The sequence below is a fragment of the Pseudomonas sp. LBUM1678 genome, assembly GCF_059695575.1.
Map to the genome: position 1 here is coordinate 981,574 of NZ_CP166775.1, position 18,288 is coordinate 999,861.

At 59.4% G+C, this 18,288-nt stretch carries 24 protein-coding genes; 13 read left to right on the forward strand and 11 right to left on the reverse strand.

Annotation, left to right across the window (positions count from 1 at the left end):
- Positions 1–23 precede the first annotated feature (23 nt).
- From ACA070_RS04255 to ACA070_RS04265, 3 genes are read left to right on the forward strand one after another with little or no spacing between them, the layout of a single operon-like run.
- Positions 24–452, forward strand: a complete 429-nt coding sequence (locus ACA070_RS04255) for a DUF2753 family protein (protein WP_497450158.1) — start codon at positions 24–26, stop codon at positions 450–452.
- A gap of 1 nt (position 453) precedes the next feature.
- The gene (locus tag ACA070_RS04260) at positions 454–1,065 is read left to right on the forward strand and encodes a superoxide dismutase (RefSeq protein ID WP_497450159.1); all 612 of its coding nucleotides are present in this window, start codon (positions 454–456) and stop codon (positions 1,063–1,065) included.
- 30 nt (positions 1,066–1,095) lie between these two features.
- Positions 1,096–1,989: a ZIP family metal transporter gene (locus ACA070_RS04265; protein WP_497450160.1), complete on the forward strand. Its 894-nt coding sequence runs from the start codon at positions 1,096–1,098 to the stop codon at positions 1,987–1,989.
- Positions 1,990–2,160: 171 nt separating this feature from the next.
- Here the strand turns inward: ACA070_RS04265 and ACA070_RS04270 are convergent, their stop codons facing one another.
- From ACA070_RS04270 to ACA070_RS04315, 10 genes are all read right to left on the reverse strand, one after another.
- Positions 2,161–2,436: an HPr family phosphocarrier protein gene (locus ACA070_RS04270; RefSeq protein WP_008018720.1), complete on the reverse strand. Its 276-nt coding sequence runs from the start codon at positions 2,434–2,436 to the stop codon at positions 2,161–2,163.
- A gap of 15 nt (positions 2,437–2,451) precedes the next feature.
- Entirely contained in the window at positions 2,452–3,309 is an 858-nt protein-coding gene (gene rapZ, locus ACA070_RS04275) for an RNase adapter RapZ (protein ID WP_497450161.1), read from the reverse strand.
- Between the two features lie 2 nt (positions 3,310–3,311).
- Positions 3,312–3,776, reverse strand: coding sequence for a PTS IIA-like nitrogen regulatory protein PtsN (ptsN, locus tag ACA070_RS04280; protein WP_497450162.1), 465 nt, complete (start codon positions 3,774–3,776; stop codon positions 3,312–3,314).
- 12 nt (positions 3,777–3,788) lie between these two features.
- Positions 3,789–4,097: a ribosome hibernation-promoting factor, HPF/YfiA family gene (gene hpf, locus ACA070_RS04285; RefSeq protein ID WP_007941242.1), complete on the reverse strand. Its 309-nt coding sequence runs from the start codon at positions 4,095–4,097 to the stop codon at positions 3,789–3,791.
- A 74-nt stretch (positions 4,098–4,171) separates the two neighbouring features.
- The gene (locus ACA070_RS04290) at positions 4,172–5,665 is read right to left on the reverse strand and encodes an RNA polymerase factor sigma-54 (RefSeq protein WP_497450163.1); all 1,494 of its coding nucleotides are present in this window, start codon (positions 5,663–5,665) and stop codon (positions 4,172–4,174) included.
- Positions 5,666–5,849: 184 nt separating this feature from the next.
- Positions 5,850–6,575, reverse strand: coding sequence for an LPS export ABC transporter ATP-binding protein (lptB, locus tag ACA070_RS04295; protein ID WP_109627985.1), 726 nt, complete (start codon positions 6,573–6,575; stop codon positions 5,850–5,852).
- Positions 6,575–7,123, reverse strand: a complete 549-nt coding sequence (gene lptA / locus ACA070_RS04300) for a lipopolysaccharide transport periplasmic protein LptA (protein ID WP_497450164.1) — start codon at positions 7,121–7,123, stop codon at positions 6,575–6,577. The genes lptB and lptA overlap by 1 nt, the downstream gene beginning before the upstream one ends.
- Positions 7,110–7,682 (reverse strand): LPS export ABC transporter periplasmic protein LptC, encoded by a 573-nt coding sequence (lptC, locus tag ACA070_RS04305; RefSeq protein WP_131061206.1) that lies wholly within the window; start codon positions 7,680–7,682, stop codon positions 7,110–7,112. Before lptC ends, lptA begins: the two co-directional genes overlap by 14 nt.
- A 7-nt stretch (positions 7,683–7,689) precedes the next feature.
- Positions 7,690–8,214 carry a KdsC family phosphatase gene (locus ACA070_RS04310; RefSeq protein WP_497450165.1) on the reverse strand — a complete coding sequence of 175 codons (525 nt, stop codon included), beginning with the start codon at positions 8,212–8,214 and terminating at the stop codon, positions 7,690–7,692.
- Complete coding sequence (locus tag ACA070_RS04315) at positions 8,214–9,188, reverse strand: KpsF/GutQ family sugar-phosphate isomerase (RefSeq protein WP_462025519.1); 975 nt, start codon at positions 9,186–9,188, stop codon at positions 8,214–8,216. Before ACA070_RS04315 ends, ACA070_RS04310 begins: the two co-directional genes overlap by 1 nt.
- A gap of 277 nt (positions 9,189–9,465) precedes the next feature.
- Between ACA070_RS04315 and ACA070_RS04320 the strand changes: the two genes are divergently transcribed.
- From ACA070_RS04320 to hisC, 10 genes are all read left to right on the forward strand, one after another.
- Positions 9,466–10,275, forward strand: coding sequence for an ATP-binding cassette domain-containing protein (locus ACA070_RS04320; protein WP_131061203.1), 810 nt, complete (start codon positions 9,466–9,468; stop codon positions 10,273–10,275).
- The gene (mlaE, locus tag ACA070_RS04325; protein ID WP_010463310.1) at positions 10,275–11,072 is read left to right on the forward strand and encodes a lipid asymmetry maintenance ABC transporter permease subunit MlaE; all 798 of its coding nucleotides are present in this window, start codon (positions 10,275–10,277) and stop codon (positions 11,070–11,072) included. The genes ACA070_RS04320 and mlaE overlap by 1 nt, the downstream gene beginning before the upstream one ends.
- Entirely contained in the window at positions 11,072–11,539 is a 468-nt protein-coding gene (gene mlaD / locus ACA070_RS04330; protein ID WP_010463308.1) for an outer membrane lipid asymmetry maintenance protein MlaD, read from the forward strand. The genes mlaE and mlaD overlap by 1 nt, the downstream gene beginning before the upstream one ends.
- Before the next feature lie 11 nt (positions 11,540–11,550).
- Positions 11,551–12,204, forward strand: coding sequence for an MlaC/ttg2D family ABC transporter substrate-binding protein (locus ACA070_RS04335; protein WP_497450166.1), 654 nt, complete (start codon positions 11,551–11,553; stop codon positions 12,202–12,204).
- Positions 12,201–12,506: an STAS domain-containing protein gene (locus tag ACA070_RS04340; RefSeq protein ID WP_461957249.1), complete on the forward strand. Its 306-nt coding sequence runs from the start codon at positions 12,201–12,203 to the stop codon at positions 12,504–12,506. Before ACA070_RS04335 ends, ACA070_RS04340 begins: the two co-directional genes overlap by 4 nt.
- A gap of 113 nt (positions 12,507–12,619) precedes the next feature.
- Complete coding sequence (locus ACA070_RS04345) at positions 12,620–12,859, forward strand: BolA family protein (protein WP_007912386.1); 240 nt, start codon at positions 12,620–12,622, stop codon at positions 12,857–12,859.
- A 22-nt stretch (positions 12,860–12,881) separates the two neighbouring features.
- The gene (gene murA / locus ACA070_RS04350; protein WP_131061197.1) at positions 12,882–14,147 is read left to right on the forward strand and encodes a UDP-N-acetylglucosamine 1-carboxyvinyltransferase; all 1,266 of its coding nucleotides are present in this window, start codon (positions 12,882–12,884) and stop codon (positions 14,145–14,147) included.
- A 143-nt stretch (positions 14,148–14,290) separates the two neighbouring features.
- Positions 14,291–14,926 carry an ATP phosphoribosyltransferase gene (gene hisG / locus ACA070_RS04355; RefSeq protein ID WP_150658807.1) on the forward strand — a complete coding sequence of 212 codons (636 nt, stop codon included), beginning with the start codon at positions 14,291–14,293 and terminating at the stop codon, positions 14,924–14,926.
- A gap of 125 nt (positions 14,927–15,051) precedes the next feature.
- Positions 15,052–16,389: a histidinol dehydrogenase gene (gene hisD / locus ACA070_RS04360; protein ID WP_497450167.1), complete on the forward strand. Its 1,338-nt coding sequence runs from the start codon at positions 15,052–15,054 to the stop codon at positions 16,387–16,389.
- 2 nt (positions 16,390–16,391) lie between these two features.
- Positions 16,392–17,444 (forward strand): histidinol-phosphate transaminase, encoded by a 1,053-nt coding sequence (gene hisC, locus ACA070_RS04365; RefSeq protein WP_497450168.1) that lies wholly within the window; start codon positions 16,392–16,394, stop codon positions 17,442–17,444.
- A 116-nt stretch (positions 17,445–17,560) separates the two neighbouring features.
- Here the strand turns inward: hisC and ACA070_RS04370 are convergent, their stop codons facing one another.
- Positions 17,561–18,286: a DUF4198 domain-containing protein gene (locus tag ACA070_RS04370; protein ID WP_497450169.1), complete on the reverse strand. Its 726-nt coding sequence runs from the start codon at positions 18,284–18,286 to the stop codon at positions 17,561–17,563.
- Positions 18,287–18,288: the final 2 nt, after the last annotated feature.

Genomic DNA, 18,288 nt, shown 5'->3' on the forward strand with positions numbered 1-18,288 from the left:
CGCTACCGCTTTGGAGGCTCACCATGGAGCACTGGAAACGCACGATCGAAAGGGCTAATCGCCATTTCATGCTGGGGGAACTCGTCGATGCCCGCGAGGCTTACTTGCAGGCCCTGGCCCTGGCCCAAGTGTTGTTCGAGCGCTGGTCGGATGCCGACGAAGCGGTGGCGGCCTGCGTGATTTCCCACCACAACCTGGCAGACCTGCATTTGCGTCTTAACCAGCCGGAGGAGAGCGCCGAGTATTTGTGCGCGATCCATCAGCGGTTGTTGCAGACCATGCAGGACCCGCGCCTGGCCCCGGCCCTGCGCGAAGCCGCGTTGCGTCAAAGCAGCAAAACCTATGTCGAGCTGCTGAATTTCATCGGCGAGCATGGTGAATACCCGCGCACACACCGTTTGCTGCACACCGATACCGCATCACCTGCGCCTCTACATCATGGAGTCCATTGAAATGGCTTTTACCTTGCCTGCCTTGCCTTACGCTTACGATGCCCTGGAACCGCATATCGATGCGCAGACCATGGAGATCCACTACACCAAGCACCACCAGACCTACATCAATAACCTGAACGCCGCGGTCGAAGGCACCGAGTTTGCCGAGTGGTCGGTGGAAAAACTGGTCGCCAGCGTCCAGCAACTGCCGGAGAAACTCCGCGCGGCGGTGATCAATCAGGGCGGTGGCCACGCCAACCATTCGCTGTTCTGGGAAGTGATGGCGCCTCATGGCGGTGGTAAACCGGAAGGTGCGCTGGCCACGGCGATTGATGAGCAACTGGGTGGTCTGGACAGTTTCAAGGAAACCTTCACCAAAGCTGCACTGACCCGTTTTGGCAGTGGCTGGGCCTGGCTGAGTGTCACGCCGCAAAAGACCCTGATCGTGGAAAGTAGCGGTAACCAGGACAGCCCGTTGATGAATGGCAACACGCCAATCCTCGGCCTGGATGTCTGGGAGCACGCCTACTACCTGCAATACCAGAACCGCCGTCCGGAATACATCAACGCGTTCTACAACGTCATCAATTGGCCCGAAGTCGCTGCGCGTTATCAGGCTGCGCTGGTTTAAGTCCTCTATAAAAACAATCCAAGGCAGACTATGGGCACTGAAACACTGGCGATCGGAAGCGGACGAATGTTTCGTTATGCGTTGGGATCGCTGTTGCTGCTGGCAGGCATGACGTTGTTGGTCGCCCATGGCCTGGCATGGCTGGACCTCGAACCCAAACTGCTGCGCGCGCTGCAGGGCGGGGCGATTTGTGCCTTGGGCACCGCGTTGGGCGCAGTGCCGGTGCTGGTGATTCGGCGGATGCCGCAGGCGGTCAGCGATACGCTGCTCGGTTTCGGTGCCGGGGTGATGCTCGCGGCGACGGCGTTTTCGCTGATCGTTCCGGGCGTCTCCGCCGCTGAAAGCCTGGGGCTGACACCTTGGGCGGCCAGCGGCCTGATCAGCTTCGGCATCGCGCTCGGCGCGTTCGGGCTGTTTCTGGTGGATCGAAAGGTGTCTGGCGCTTCGCCGGAAATGCTCGTCGGAACGCTGGAGCGGCCGGTCATCCCGCCACGGATCTGGTTGTTTGTGTTTGCCATCATTGCCCACAACATTCCTGAAGGCATGGCCGTCGGTGTCTCGGCCGGTGGTGGAATGCCGGATGCTGACAGCCTGGCCATGGGCATCGCGTTGCAGGATGTGCCGGAAGGTCTGGTGATCGCGCTGGTGCTTGCAGGGGCGGGGATGTCGCGGGTCAGGGCGTTCCTGATCGGTGCTGCATCAGGTCTGGTCGAGCCGGTCTTCGCCCTGTTGTGCGCCTGGCTGGTGAGCCTGGCCGAATTGCTGTTGCCGTTGGGGTTGGCACTCGCGGCGGGGGCGATGCTGCTGGTGGTCACCCATGAAATCATCCCCGAGTCGCGGCGCAATGGTCACGACAAGCTGGCGAGTCTTGGGTTGTTGATCGGGTTTTGTTTGATGATGGTGATGGATACGGCGTTGGCCTGAACGGCATCGATGTCTTTGTGGCGAGGGGGCTTGCCCCCCGGCTGGGTCGCGAAGCGGCCCTGGGGTTTAACGAACGTACGGCGCTGGAGAGTCGTTCTGGATGTTTTACGACTGCTGCGCAGCCGGACGGGGGCAAGCCCCCTCGCCACAAAAGCACCCTAAACCGCGGGGTTACTCGCCTTCGTCGAAGTAGTTGTTGATCAACGCCACGAGTGCATCCATCGCTTCCTGCTCTTGCTCGCCTTCCGTGCTCAGATGAATTTTGGTGCCCTTGCCGGCAGCGAGCATCATCATCGCCATGATGCTTTTGCCATCCACCGTGGACTCCGGCGTGCGTCCTACTCTGATCGTGCAATCCTTGAACTGACCGGCAACACCGACGAATTTTGCCGAAGCGCGGGCATGCAGGCCCAGCTTGTTGATGATTTCGATTTCCAGAGCAGGCATCGCGATGTGAATCCTTTAGCTGAGGTCGCGGTGGCGAACCTGGACGTTCTTCAGGGATTGTTGCAGGACCTGGCCCAGACGTTCGGTCAGGTAGACGGAGCGGTGATGCCCGCCGGTGCAGCCAATGGCAATGGTGACATAAGCGCGGTTGCTGGCGGCAAAGCGCGGCAACCACTTGAGCAGGTACGTGGAAATGTCCTGGAACATCTCTTCGACATCCGGTTGCGCCGCCAGGTACTCGGCCACCGGTTGATCGAGCCCGGACTGGGCGCGCAATTCCGGCTTCCAGTAAGGGTTAGGCAGGCAACGCACGTCGAACACCAGGTCCGCATCCACCGGCATGCCACGCTTGAACCCGAAAGACTCCACCAGGAACGCAGTGCCAGGCTCGGGCTGATTGAGCAAGCGTAGCTTGATGGTATCGCGCAGCTGATACAGGTTCAGGTTGGTGGTGTTGACTTTGAGGTCGGCCAGGTCGGCGATCGGGCCCAGCAACTGGGTCTCGTCTTGAATCGCCTCGGCCAGCGAGCGATTGGCGTTACTCAGAGGGTGGCGACGACGGGTTTCCGAAAAGCGTTTAAGCAACGTTTCTTCGTCGGCGTCCAGGTACAACACATCACACTTGATATGCCGACTGCGGACTTCTTCCAGCAGTTCCGGAAACCGCGACAGGTGACTTGGCAGGTTGCGCGCATCGATGGATACGGCAACCAGCGGTTGTGCCAGCTCGGTATGAATCAGCGCGCGCTCGGCAAGTTCCGGCAGCAATCCGGCGGGCAGGTTGTCGATGCAGTAGTAGCCGTTGTCCTCGAGAACATCGAGTGCGGTACTTTTACCTGAGCCGGAACGGCCGCTGACAATGATCAAACGCATGATTAGTGACCGTTTTGCTCGTCCAGGACAACCTGATACAAGGCTTCATTGCTCGGGGCGCTGCGCAGTTTTTCGCGCACCTCCTTGCGATCGAGCATGCTGGCGATCTGGCGCAGTAGCTCCAGGTGCGCATCGGTGGCGGCTTGCGGGACCAGCAGAACGAACAACAGGTCAACCGGGGCGCCGTCGATGGCGTCGAAATCGATGGGTGCATCGAGGTGCATCAAGGCACTGATGGGTGAGGTGCAACCCTTGAGGCGACAGTGGGGGATGGCGATGCCGTTGCCAAAACCGGTAGAGCCGAGTTTTTCGCGGGCGACCAGGCTCTCGAAAACATCCTGCATGGCCAGATCCGGCACTTCGCGATGGATTAGGTTGGCAATTTGCTCAAGGGCTTTCTTTTTGCTGCCGCCCGGCACGTTCACGAGGGAACGGCCGGGGGTCAGGATACTTTCAAGTCGGATCATGGGTTGGGAGTGTTAACGACCGGTCGCGCCCTGGAGGAGGCTCTGGGTCTTTTCCTTATGCTTTTTGAGTTGTTTATCGAGCTTGTCGGTCAATGCGTCGATCGCCGCGTACATATCGGTATGCTCCGCGTTTGCGACCACTTCATTGCCGGGAATATGCAGCGTGGCTTCGATTTTCTGCTTGAGCTTTTCGACCGTCATCGTGACCTGCACGTTGGTGATCTTGTCGAAATGCCTCTCTAATCGTTCGAGTTTTTCGCCGATGTAGGTGCGAAGAGGTTCGGTCACTTCCAGTTGGTGTCCACTGATGTTGACTTGCATACAGCTTCTCCTTCGTTGCCAGTGCATAAAGCGGCAGGCAGAAATGCCTGCCACTGGAACGCTGTGGCGTGGCTCTACATCAACCGCTTGCGTTCGCTCGAAGGCGCGATCCCGAGGGATTCGCGGTACTTGGCGACGGTGCGGCGAGCCACCTGAATGCCTTGTGCCTCCAGTAAACCAGCGATCTTGCTGTCACTCAACGGCTTTTTCTGATTTTCCGCAGCAACCAGTTTTTTGATGATCGCGCGGATCGCTGTGGACGAGCATTCACCGCCTTCGGAGGTGCTGACGTGGCTGGAGAAAAAGTATTTCAGTTCATATATGCCCCGAGGGGTATGCATGAATTTCTGCGTGGTCACCCGTGAAATCGTCGACTCATGCATCCCCACTGCTTCGGCGATGTCATGCAGCACCAGCGGTTTCATCGCTTCGTCGCCGTACTCCAGGAAGCCGCGCTGATGCTCGACAATCTGGGTGGCCACTTTCATCAGGGTTTCGTTGCGGCTTTGCAGGCTCTTGATGAACCAGCGAGCCTCTTGCAACTGATTGCGCATGAACGTGTTGTCGGCGCTGGTGTCGGCGCGGCGCACAAAGCCGGCGTACTGGGCGTTGACCCGCAGCCGTGGCACCGATTCCTGGTTCAGCTCGACCAGCCAGCGCTCGTTGTCCTTGCGCACGATCACGTCAGGAACAACGTACTCGGCTTCACTGGACTCGATCTGCGAACCCGGACGAGGGTTGAGGCTCTGCACCAGCTCGATCACCTGGCGCAGTTCATCTTCCTTGAGCTTCATGCGGCGCATTAGCTGACTGTAGTCGCGGCTGCCTAGCAGGTCGATGTAATCAGCGACCAGACGCTTGGCTTCGGCCAGCCAAGGTGTCTTGGCGGGCAGTTGGCGCAGTTGCAGCAGCAGGCATTCGCCCAGGTTGCGGGCGCCAATGCCGGCAGGTTCGAATTGCTGGATGCGGTGCAGGACGGCTTCGATCTCGTCCAGCTCGATGTCCAGTTCCGGATCGAAGGCCTCGAGAATTTCTTCGAGGGTTTCGTCCAGGTAGCCCTGATTGTTGATGCAATCGATCAGGGTCACGGCGATCAGTCGATCGGTGTCGGACATCGGTGCCAGGTTCAGTTGCCACAGCAAATGGCTTTGCAGGCTTTCGCCGGCCGATGTGCGGGTGGTGAAGTCCCACTCGTCGTCATCGTTGCTCGGCAGGCTGCTGGCGCTGGTCTGGTAGACGTCTTCCCACGCGGTATCGACAGGCAGTTCGTTGGGAATGCGCTCGTTCCAGTCACCTTCCTCGAGGTTGTCCACCGTCGGGGCGGTTTCCTGGTAGGAGGGTTCCGAAACATCGGCGTTGGGGAGCTGTTCGGCTTTGTCGGCCAAGGGGTCGGCGTTATCGAAGTCGTCGCCTTCTTCCTGGCGTTCGAGCATCGGATTGGACTCCAGGGCCTCCTGGATTTCCTGTTGCAGGTCCAGGGTCGACAATTGGAGCAGGCGGATGGCCTGTTGCAGCTGCGGTGTCATCGTCAGCTGCTGGCCCATTCTCAAGACTAGCGATGGTTTCATGGCAGGGGCTTAACACCTTATTCGCCGGCGCACATGCGCCATCCACTACAGGGCGCCGGAGCGCCAAACATAAGCAAATTATATGCCCGAAACTGCAGCGTTTGCCTAGAGCGCCGTAACAATAAAAAAGTATTGATTTTTTATCGAGACAAGCACCCGGACAATCAGCCAGACACCTTAGTGCTTACAGGCGGAACTCGTGGCCCAGATACACTTCCTTGACCAGTTCGTTGGCCAGGATGGTGGCGGAGTCACCTTCGGCGATCAGCTGGCCATCGTTGACGATGTAGGCGGTTTCGCAGATGTCCAGGGTTTCACGGACGTTGTGGTCAGTGATCAGCACGCCAATGCCTTTGGCCTTGAGGTGGTAAATGATCTGTTTGATGTCGCCCACCGAAATCGGGTCCACGCCGGCGAAAGGTTCGTCGAGCAGGATGAATTTCGGGTTGGTGGCCAGTGCCCGTGCAATTTCTACGCGGCGGCGCTCACCGCCGGACAGGCTCATGCCGAGGTTGTCGCGGATGTGGCTGATGTGGAATTCCTGCAGCAGGCTTTCCAGCTCCTTGCGACGATCGGCCTTGTCGAGTTCCTTGCGGGTCTCGAGGATGGCCATGATGTTGTCCGCCACCGACAGTTTACGGAAGATCGACGCTTCTTGCGGAAGATAGCCGATACCGGCCTTTGCACGACCGTGCATCGGCTGGTGGCTGACGTCCAGGTCGTCGATCAATACGCGACCCTGATCGGCCTGCACCAGGCCAACGATCATGTAGAAGCAGGTGGTCTTGCCGGCGCCGTTAGGACCCAGCAGGCCGACGATCTGACCGCTGTCGATGGACAGGCTGACGTCACGCACGACCTGGCGGCTCTTATAGCTCTTGGCCAGATGCTGAGCTTTCAGAGTTGCCATTACGGGGCCTTTTGCTCTTCGGTTTTCTTTTTCGGCTGGATCACCATGTCGATCCGCGGACGCGACTCGGTGACCTTGCTGCCCGTAGCGCGACCGGCGCTGGCGAGCTTTTTGTTGGTGTCATAGACGATTTTCTCGCCCTGGGTCACGTTGCCGTCCTTGTCGATGACTTTAGCTCGGTCGATCAGCACGACGCGGTCTTGCGAGGCGTGGTACTGGATAGTGACGCCATAGCCTTGAACAGGCTTTGTATCGCCTGCCGTTTGCAGCTGCTCGAAGTAGGCGAGGTTGCCCACCGAAGTCACCACGTCGATATCGCCAGCGGGGGTGCGGGTCATGGTCACAGTATTGCCGGTGACCTTCATCGAGCCCTGAGTAATGATCACGTCACCTTTATAGGTGGCAATGCCGTTCTTGTCGTCCAGTTGGGCATCGTCCGCCTGGATGCGGATAGGCTGCTGTTGATCGTCCGGCAGAGCCCAGGCGCTCACGCTTCCCAGTGCTGCGCCCAGACTGAGCAAAATAGGGAGAGTTTTAACGAGCCTCATACTGTCCTCTTACGTTCGATAGCAGGTGTATCCTGCTTTCTTTCAAGTACGCTTTCATTCCGTTGCCTGTCGATACACCGCCAGCGCCGTCGATTCTAACGGGTTGATCGGTCTGCGCATATTGCTGCTGCGGGAACACTGTCATTCGGGTGGTGGTAATCAGGGTTTTGCGGTTTTTCTCGTCAAAACGCGTGATGCGTACCGAGTCGATCAGTTCGACCTGAGTGCCGTCCGGGTTGACTTCGCCGTGCTCACTCTGGACGTGCCACGGGAACTCGGTGCCGCGAAACATGTTCAGGTCAGGGTTGGTCAGCAGCGTCACCTCGCTCACTTTCAGGTGTTCGACCTTGTCGGACGTCATTTCGTACTGCAATTTGCCGTCCGGCAGGTACTGCACGCTGTGGGCGTTGAGGGCGTAATAGTCGATTGCGCTTTCATCGACCTTGACCACCGGTTTGTCGAGGAAGCGTTCCGGGCTGATGTTCCAGTAGCCGACCGCGGCGAACAACGCCGCGATGCAACCGAACACCAGGATGTTTCGAATCTTTTTGCTCAGCATAATGGGCTCACAGGTACGCGGCGTTGGCCGCATCGAGGCGGCCCTGGGCGCGCAGGATCAATTCACAGAATTCGCGAGCGGCACCCTCGCCACCACGGGCGTGGGTGATGCCATGGGCGTGTTCACGCACGAAACTGGCGGCGTTTGCTACAGCCATGCCCAGGCCAACGCGGCGAATCACCGGCAGGTCCGGCAAGTCGTCACCCAGGTAGGCGACCTGCTCATAGCTTAGTTTGAGTTGGGCCAGAAGTTCGTCGAGCACCACCAGTTTGTCTTCGCGCCCCTGATAAACGTGAGGAATGCCGAGATTCTTCGCTCGACGTTCGACCACCGGGGTCTTGCGGCCGCTGATGATAGCTGTCTGCACGCCGGCTGCCATCAACATCTTGATGCCTTGGCCATCGAGGGTGCTGAACGTCTTGAACTCGCTGCCGTCTTCGAGGAAGTACAGGCGCCCGTCGGTCAGCACTCCATCGACGTCGAACACGGCGAGTTTGATCTGTTTGCCGCGTTGCAGCAGGTCCGTGCTCATTACATTACTCCCGCACGCAGCAAGTCGTGCATGTTCAAGGCGCCGACCGGGCGGTCTTCGCTGTCGACCACGACCAGTGCGTTGATCTTGTGGTCTTCCATGATTTTCAGGGCTTCGGCGGCGAGCATCTCGGCGCGAGCGGTTTTGCCGTGCGCGGTCATGACCTGATCGATGGTGGCGCTGTGGATGTCGATGCTGCGGTCCAGTGTGCGACGCAAATCACCGTCGGTGAAGATTCCGGCCAGTTTGCCGTCGGCTTCCAGGATCACGGTCATGCCCAGGCCCTTACGGGTCATTTCCATCAGCGCGTCCTTGAGCAGCGTGCCGCGCTGGACCTGCGGCAGCTCTTGACCGGCGTGCATGACGTTTTCAACTTTCAGGAGCAGGCGCCGGCCCAGCGCGCCGCCCGGATGGGAAAAGGCGAAATCTTCGGCGGTAAAGCCGCGGGCTTCCAGCAGAGCAACGGCCAGGGCATCGCCCATGACCAGTGCGGCGGTGGTCGACGAGGTCGGTGCCAGGTTCAGCGGGCAGGCTTCGTGCTCGACGTGAACGTTGAGGTTGACCTCGGCGGCCTTGGCCAGCGCCGAGTCCGGATTGCCGGTTACGCTGATCAATTTGATGCCCAGACGCTTGATCAGGGGCAGCAGGGTGACGATTTCATTGGTGGAGCCGGAATTCGACAGGGCCAGGATGATGTCGTCACGAGTGATCATGCCCATGTCGCCGTGACTGGCTTCGGCCGGATGCACGAAAAACGCCGTGGTGCCGGTGCTGGCCAGGGTGGCGGCGATTTTGTTGCCGATGTGCCCCGATTTGCCCATGCCGACCACGACCACGCGGCCTTTGCTGTCCAGAATCATCTCGCAAGCGCGTACGAAATCTGCGTCGATATGGGGCAGCAAGCCTTGTACGGCTTCCAGTTCGAGGCGGATGGTGCGTTGCGCAGATTGAATCAGGTCGCTGGATTGGCTCATGTCAGAAATCGTATAGCCTGATGAAAAGGCGGCGATTATAGCGGTAATGATCAAAACCCTCACGCAAGTTCGTCATGCTTTGTCATTCCCTGTTACCGAATCCCCTCTAAACGAAGCTTTTTGCCTGTCATGTTGCTGAACATGGGCCGGCTTGGGCCTTGGGCGCTTGGCCTTTGCAGTGATATAGTTCGCCGCCAGTTCGGCCTGCCCGGGGAGGTATGTGCTTTCGTCAGGAAGCCAGGCGTCCGAGTGTGAGGCTGCATCGCAAGGAGTTTAGATGAGTGCCGATAACGCCTACGCGGTCGAGCTGAAGGGACTGTCCTTCAAGCGCGGTGCGCGCAGCATTTTCAATAACGTCGATATCCGTATCCCGCGCGGCAAGGTCACCGGCATCATGGGGCCTTCCGGGTGTGGCAAGACCACGCTGTTGCGGTTGATGGGCGCACAGTTGCGGCCTACCAAGGGCGAGGTCTGGGTCAATGGCCAGAACCTGCCAAAGCTGTCGCGCAGTGATCTGTTCGATGCGCGCAAGCACATGGGCGTGCTGTTCCAGAGCGGCGCGCTGTTTACCGACCTCGATGTGTTCGAGAACGTTGCCTTTCCGCTGCGCGTTCATACCGAGCTGCCGGAAGAAATGATCCGTGACATCGTCCTGCTCAAATTGCAGGCCGTGGGGTTGCGTGGCGCCATCGACCTGATGCCCGACGAGCTGTCCGGTGGCATGAAGCGTCGTGTCGCGCTGGCGCGGGCGATTGCCCTCGATCCGCAGATCCTCATGTATGACGAGCCCTTTGTCGGCCAGGACCCTATCGCCATGGGCGTGTTGGTGCGCCTGATCCGCTTGCTCAACGATGCGCTGGGCATCACCAGTATCGTGGTCTCCCACGATCTGGCCGAGACCGCCAGCATTGCTGATTACATTTATGTGGTGGGCGATGGGCAAGTATTGGGGCAGGGCACTCCCGAGGAGCTGATGAACTCGCAGGAGCCGCGTATTCGTCAATTCATGACCGGCGATCCCGACGGTCCGGTCGCATACCACTTTCCAGCGACGGATTACCGCGCAGATCTTCTGGGGAAGCGTTGATGCGCAAGATTTCACTATTGGAACGCGTGCGTCGTTTCGGCCATGCCGGCATCGATGTGCTGGCGGTGTTCGGGCGCTCGGCGATTTTCCTGTTTCACGCCTTACTGGGCCGCGGTGGTATCGGCGGTGGTTTTGGCCTGCTGATCAAGCAACTGCACTCGGTGGGCGTGATGTCCCTGGTGATCATTGTGGTCTCCGGGGTGTTCATCGGCATGGTGCTGGCGCTGCAAGGCTTCAACATTCTGTCCAGCTACGGTTCGGAGCAGGCAGTCGGGCAGATGGTTGCATTGACGCTGTTGCGTGAACTCGGCCCCGTGGTCACGGCATTGCTGTTCGCCGGGCGCGCAGGTTCGGCGTTGACCGCCGAAATCGGCAACATGAAGTCCACCGAACAGTTGTCCAGCCTGGAAATGATTGGCGTCGACCCGCTCAAGTACATCATTGCCCCGCGCCTGTGGGCCGGCTTCATTTCCCTGCCGGTGCTGGCGATGATTTTCAGCGTGGTGGGCATCTGGGGCGGTTCGTGGGTAGCAGTCGACTGGCTGGGTGTCTATGAAGGTTCCTACTGGTCCAACATGCAGAACAGCGTGACGTTCACTGACGATGTGCTCAACGGCATCATCAAAAGCATCGTCTTCGCGTTCGTCGTGACCTGGATCGCCGTATTCCAAGGCTATGACTGCGAGCCCACTTCCGAGGGGATCAGTCGTGCCACTACCAAGACCGTGGTGTATGCCTCTTTGGCTGTACTCGGCCTGGACTTTATTTTGACCGCCTTGATGTTTGGAGATTTCTGATGCAAAACCGCACCCTGGAAATCGGTGTCGGCCTTTTCTTGCTGGCTGGCATCCTGGCTTTGCTGTTGCTAGCGTTGCGGGTCAGTGGCCTGTCCCCGAGCGCCACCACCGATACTTATAAACTTTATGCGTATTTCGACAATATCGCCGGTTTGACGGTCAGAGCTAAAGTGACCATGGCCGGTGTGACCATCGGCAAGGTCACGGCGATCGATCTGGACCGCGACAGTTTCACCGGTCGAGTGACGATGCAGCTGGAAAAGCGCGTAGATAACCTGCCGACCGACTCCACTGCATCTATCCTGACTGCTGGCCTGTTGGGCGAGAAGTACATCGGTATCAGCGTGGGCGGCGAAGAAGGCTTGCTCAAGGATGGTGGAACCATTCACGACACCCAGTCGTCGCTGGTGCTCGAGGACCTGATCGGTAAATTTCTGCTCAATACCGTTAGCAAAGACGCCAAATGAGGAGCTTTTGAATGATCTCTACCTTGCGACGTGGCCTGTTGGTATTACTCGCGGCCCTGCCGCTGATGGCTAACGCCGTGGCAGCGCCCTCAGCGCACGAAATCGTGCAGGACACCACCACTCGTTTGCTGGCCGACCTGTCGGCCAACAAAGAGAAATACAAGCAGGACCCGCAAGACTTTTACACGGCGCTGAACACCATCGTCGGGCCGGTCGTGGATGCCGAGGGCATTTCCAAAAGCATCATGACGGTCAAGTACTCACGCAAAGCCACGCCTGCGCAGATGAAAACCTTTGAAGAAAACTTCAAAAGGGGTCTGTTCCAGTTCTACGGCAACGCCTTGCTCGAGTACAACAATCAGGGCATCACCGTCGATCCTGCCAAGGATGAGTCGGGAGACCGTACCAGCGTTGCCATGACGGTCAAAGGCACCAACGGCTCGATCTATCCGGTGTCGTACACACTCGAGAAGATCAACGGCGAGTGGAAACTGCGTAACGTGATCATCAACGGTATCAACATCGGCAAGCTGTTCCGCGATCAGTTCGCTGATGCGATGCAGCGCAATGGCAATGACCTGGACAAGACCATCAACGGTTGGGCCGGGGAAGTCGCCAAGGCCAAGGAAAAAACGGCAGACGCCACCGAGAAGTCAGCCCAATGAGTGTGTCGGCCATTCGCATGAGCGAAACCGGCGAGCTGCGACTCAGTGGCATGCTGGATTACCGCACCGGTCCCGGCTTGCGCAAGCAGGGGCAGGCGTTGATCAAGTCCAGTCAGGCTGCCGAGGTGGTGGTCGATTGTTCGGCGGTGTTGAAGTCCAGCAGCGTAGGCTTGTCCCTGCTGCTGTGCTTCATGCGTGATGCACAGGCGGCCGGCAAGGCGCTGACCATCCGCGGGATGCCAGAAGACATGCGCGAAATCGCTCAGGTCAGCGAATTGACCGAGCTGTTGGCGCACCCCTAACCGCATCTATAAAGAAGCCCCCCGTCAGAGTCCTGCTTCGCGGGGTTCGCAGGCGCGGGGCTTTTTTGTATGATGTCCGACCCGCGCGCACAGGGCGCCGATTGAGGTTGAGCATGCAGGCCGTAGAAGTGAAGAGCTTCCTTGAAGGAAAGCTGCCCGGAACGTTGGTAGAAGTTGAGGGCGAAGGCTGCAATTTCCAGCTGAACGTGATTAGCGATGAACTGGCGGCGTTGAGCCCGGTGAAGCGTCAGCAGCAGATCTATGCCCATTTGAACCCATGGATCACCGATGGCAGCATCCATGCGGTTACTATGAAATTTTTCAGCAGCGCGGCCTGGGCCGAGCGCACCTGAGCCCAAGGGCGTCGAGATTCTTATGGATAAATTGATTATTACTGGCGGCGTTCGTCTTGATGGCGAAATCCGTATCTCCGGGGCAAAGAACTCTGCCCTGCCGATCCTGGCTGCAACCCTGCTGTGCGATGGCCCGGTAACTGTTGCCAACCTGCCGCACCTGCATGACATCACCACCATGATCGAGCTGTTCGGTCGCATGGGCATCGAGCCGGTGATCGACGAGAAGCTCAGCGTCGAAATCGACCCGCGCACCATCAAGACCCTGATCGCACCGTACGAACTGGTGAAAACCATGCGTGCGTCGATCCTGGTGCTGGGCCCGATGGTTGCCCGTTTCGGTGAAGCCGAAGTCGCCCTGCCTGGCGGTTGCGCCATCGGCTCGCGTCCGGTTGACCTGCACATCCGTGGTCTCGAAGCCATGGGCGCGGTTATCGACGTCGAAGGCGGCTACATCAAGGCCAAGGCGCCAGAAGGCGGCTTGCGCGGTGCGCACTTCTTCTTCGACACCGTCAGCGTAACCGGTACCGAAAACATCATGATGGCCGCCGCTCTGGCCAAGGGCCGCAGCGTTCTGGCCAACGCCGCGCGCGAGCCTGAAGTCGTCGACCTGGCGAACTTCCTGATCGCCATGGGTGCCAAGATCACTGGCGCCGGCACCGACACCATCACCATCGATGGCGTCGAGCGTCTGCACCCGACCACTTACAAAGTGATGCCGGACCGTATCGAAACCGGGACTTACCTGGTCGCCGCTGCCGTGACCGGCGGTCGTGTGAAGGTCAAGGACACCGATCCGACGATCCTCGAAGCCGTTCTGGAAAAGCTGCGTGAGTCGGGTGCTGAAATCACCTGCGGCGAAGACTGGATCGAGCTGAACATGCACGGCAAGCGGCCGAAAGCCGTCAACGTGCGGACCGCTCCGTACCCGGCGTTCCCGACCGACATGCAAGCGCAGTTCATCTCCCTCAACGCCATTGCCGAAGGCACGGGCGCAGTGATCGAGACGATCTTCGAAAACCGCTTCATGCACGTTTACGAACTGCACCGCATGGGCGCCCACATTCAGGTCGAGGGCAATACCGCCATCGTCACCGGCATCGAGAAACTCAAGGGCGCGCCAGTCATGGCCACCGACCTGCGTGCCTCGGCCAGTCTGGTGATCTCGGCGCTGATCGCTGAAGGTGACACCCTGATCGACCGCATCTACCACATCGACCGTGGTTACGAGTGCATCGAAGAGAAACTGCAGATGCTCGGCGCCAAGATCCGCCGCGTACCGGGCTAGTTTCTGCTGCATGGGCACAGGGACGTGCCCGTTGGTTTCGTTTCAAGTCGAGGGTGTCTTTTCATTATTGAGAACGCCCTCGAAGTGTGTCCGGCGCCGTTTGCGACCGGGCATCAGTAGCCTGATAAGGACTGACGTTTCCCATGTTGACCATCGCACTGTCCAAGGGCCGCATCCTTGACGACACCCTGCCGCTTCTGGCTGAAGCGGGCATCGTGCCGACCGAGAATCCGGACAAGAGCCGCAAGCTGATCATCCCCACGACTCAGGCCGATGTGCGTCTGCTGATCGTGCGCGCCACCGATGTGCCGACCTACGTCGAGCATGGTGCCGCGGACCTGGGCGTCGCCGGTAAAGATGTGCTGATGGAATATGGCGGCCAGGGTCTGTACGAGCCTCTGGACCTGCGAATTGCCCTCTGCAAGCTGATGACCGCCGGCCGTGTCGGCGACGTCGAGCCCAAGGGCCGCCTGCGCGTGGCGACCAAGTTCGTCAACGTTGCCAAGCGTTACTACGCCGAGCAGGGCCGTCAGGTTGACATCATCAAGCTCTACGGCTCGATGGAACTGGCGCCGCTGATCGGGCTGGCGGACAAGATCATCGACGTGGTCGACACCGGCAACACCTTGCGTGCCAATGGCCTGGAACCCCAGGAATTCATTGCCGACATCAGCTCCCGTCTGATCGTCAACAAAGCTTCAATGAAAATGCAGCACGCCCGTATCCAGGCGTTGATCGACACCCTGCGCAAGGCAGTGGAGTCTCGACACCGCGGCTGATTCACCTGCGCGACCTTGAGTCGCGCCGTCTATCCGCCTCATAGCCAGAATTCTCAGGTGCCCAAGCGGATCGAATGTTAGCTTCGGGCGCCTGAGTTTTTTGCCAATCCTATGAGGCTCTCGCTATGACCGCACCGACTGCAATTCGCCGACTCAACGCGGCTGACCCGGATTTCGCGCATCATCTGGATCATCTGTTGAGCTGGGAAAGTGTGTCTGACGACTCGGTCAATCAGCGAGTGCTGGACATCATCAAAGCCGTGCGTGAGCGTGGCGATGCGGCGCTGGTGGACTTCACCCGGCAGTTCGACGGCCTGGACGTTGCGTCCATGGCGGATCTGATCCTGCCGCGCGAACGCCTGGAACTGGCCCTGACCCGGATCACGGTGCCTCAGCGCGAAGCGCTGGAAAAAGCCGCGACCCGAGTCCGCAGCTACCACGAAAAACAGAAGCAGGATTCCTGGAGCTACACCGAAGCCGACGGCACGGTGCTGGGCCAAAAGGTCACGCCGCTGGATCGCGCAGGCCTGTACGTCCCGGGCGGCAAGGCGTCGTACCCATCTTCGGTGCTGATGAACGCGATTCCGGCCAAGGTCGCCGGTGTGACCGAAGTGGTCATGGTGGTGCCGACCCCGCGCGGTGAAATCAATGAGCTGGTGCTGGCCGCGGCCTGCATCGCCGGTGTCGACCGCGTCTTCACCATTGGCGGCGCGCAAGCGGTTGCCGCGTTGGCTTACGGCACCGAAAGCGTGCCGAAGGTCGACAAGGTAGTCGGTCCGGGCAACATCTATGTCGCCACTGCCAAGCGCCACGTGTTCGGCCAGGTCGGCATCGACATGATCGCGGGCCCGTCCGAGATCCTCGTGGTGTGCGACGGCCACACCGATCCGGACTGGATCGCCATGGACCTGTTCTCCCAGGCCGAGCACGACGAAGACGCCCAGGCGATTCTGGTCAGCCCGGACGCCGAGTTCCTCGACAAGGTCGCCGCCAGCATCGCCAAATTGCTGCCAACCATGGAGCGGGCCGAGATCATCGAAACTTCGATCAATGGCCGTGGCGCGCTGATCAAGGTCCGTGACATGGAGCAAGCCATCGAAGTGGCCAACCGCATTGCGCCGGAGCACCTGGAGTTGTCGGTCGCCGATCCGCAAGCCTGGTTGCCGCTGATCCGTCACGCGGGCGCAATCTTCATGGGTCGCCACACCTCCGAAGCCTTGGGCGATTACTGCGCAGGGCCTAACCACGTATTGCCGACCTCCGGCACCGCGCGGTTCTCTTCGCCGCTAGGTGTTTACGACTTTCAGAAACGCTCGTCGATCATCTTCTGCTCCGAGCAGGGTGCGTCCGAACTGGGCAAGACCGCTTCCGTGCTGGCCCGTGGCGAGTCGTTGACCGCCCACGCGCGTAGTGCCGAATACCGCATCGTTGATGAAGATTTTCCACAAGGGCAGGGGAACTGAGCATGAGTAAATTCTGGAGCCCGTTCGTCAAGGATCTGGTGCCTTACGTGCCGGGCGAGCAACCGAAACTGGCGAAACTGGTGAAGCTCAACACCAACGAAAACCCCTACGGCCCATCGCCAAAAGCCTTGGCGGCGATGCAGACCGAACTCAACGACAATCTGCGCCTGTATCCGGACCCGAACAGCGATCTGCTGAAAAACGCTGTGGCTACTTATTACGGCGTGCAGGCCAATCAGGTGTTCCTCGGTAACGGCTCAGACGAAGTCCTGGCGCACATCTTCCACGGCTTGCTGCAACACGACAAAGCGGTACTGTTTCCGGACATCAGCTACAGCTTCTATCCGGTCTACTGCGGGTTGTATGGCATCAAGTTCGACGCGGTGCCGCTGGACGAGCAGTTCCAGATCAACCCGGCGGACTACGCCAAGCCGAACGGCGGGATCATTTTCCCGAACCCGAACGCGCCGACCGGTTGCCTGCTGGCACTGGACGCGGTCGAGCAGATCCTCAAGGCCAGCCCGGATTCGGTCGTGGTAGTGGATGAGGCTTACATCGACTTCGGCGGCGAGACGGCGATCAGCCTGGTGGACCGTTATCCAAACCTGCTGGTGACCCAGACCCTGTCCAAGTCCCGTTCACTGGCCGGCCTGCGAGTGGGTCTGGCGGTGGGGCATCCGGACCTGATCGAGGCGCTGGAGCGGATCAAGAACAGCTTCAACTCCTATCCGCTGGATCGCCTGGCGAATGTCGGGGCTGCGGCGGCATTCGAGGATCGCGAGTACTTCGACAAAACCTGCCGGTTGGTCATCGAGCATCGTGAATGGGTGGTTGCGCAACTGGAAGGCAAGGGTTTTGAAGTGCTGCCGTCGGCGGCGAACTTCATTTTCGCGCGGCATCCGAAGCACGATGCGGCGGGATTGGCTGCGAAGCTGCGTGAGCAAGGCGTGATCGTTCGGCACTTCAAGCAGGAGCGGATTGCGCAGTTCCTGCGGATATCGATTGGTACGCCTGAGCAGAATCAGGCGCTGATCGATGGCCTCGGCGACCTCTAAGCCATCCCCCGGCCCTGTGGGAGCGAGCCTGCTCGCGATGAGGTCATAACATTCAGCATTGATGTTGAATGCAAAACCGCTATCGCGAGCAGGCTCGCTCCCACAGGGGGGGTGTCTTACTCGTGATGCGGTTCGCCCAAAAACGTCAACGAACTGAACAGCCCGCGCGTGGCCACATCCGGATTGTCCTTCAGCACAATCTCCATCTGCGCCGAAATCACATTCAACCCCTCATTGCGCACCACCACTTGCGCGCGGCCGTCCTTATCCGTCTCGGTGCTCAACGTGTTCGGTGCGCTGCGATAGTCACCAATCAACTTCACCCCCGCCACCGGTTTCCCATCCAGTAACACCCGCACGGGCAGCAACTTGCCCGGCCCGACCGTCAGCGGATCAACCTCTGGCAGAATCAGCAATTTCATCTGATCAAGCTTCGGCAACTTCGCCCCCGGCTGATAAATCGCCAGGCTGTATTTGAAGGTCTGCGTTGACTCGATGGCCCCCGGCACTTTGCTGCGTCCTTCGTTGATCCATTTTTTATCCGCTGTCTGCGACCACATGCCGTTGTCCAGCGCCACCGCCATCACGGCGGGCGGCTTCAGCGGTTGCAAACGTGCGTGATGGGCCAGGCGCTGCACGGTCACCGGGATCATTTTGCCGCTGAGGTCATACGCCCAGGCGCCGCTGATTTTCTGCGCCTTGAAGGCGTTGTCTTCGGCACCGTGGCCGTAAATCACTTCAATGTTGCCGCGACGTTGTTCGGTCCAGAGGCCATGGGCCGAGACCTGGCCGGTAAACAACAGGCCGAGCAGGCTGAGCAGTGCGGGTTTGAGGTGTTGCATGG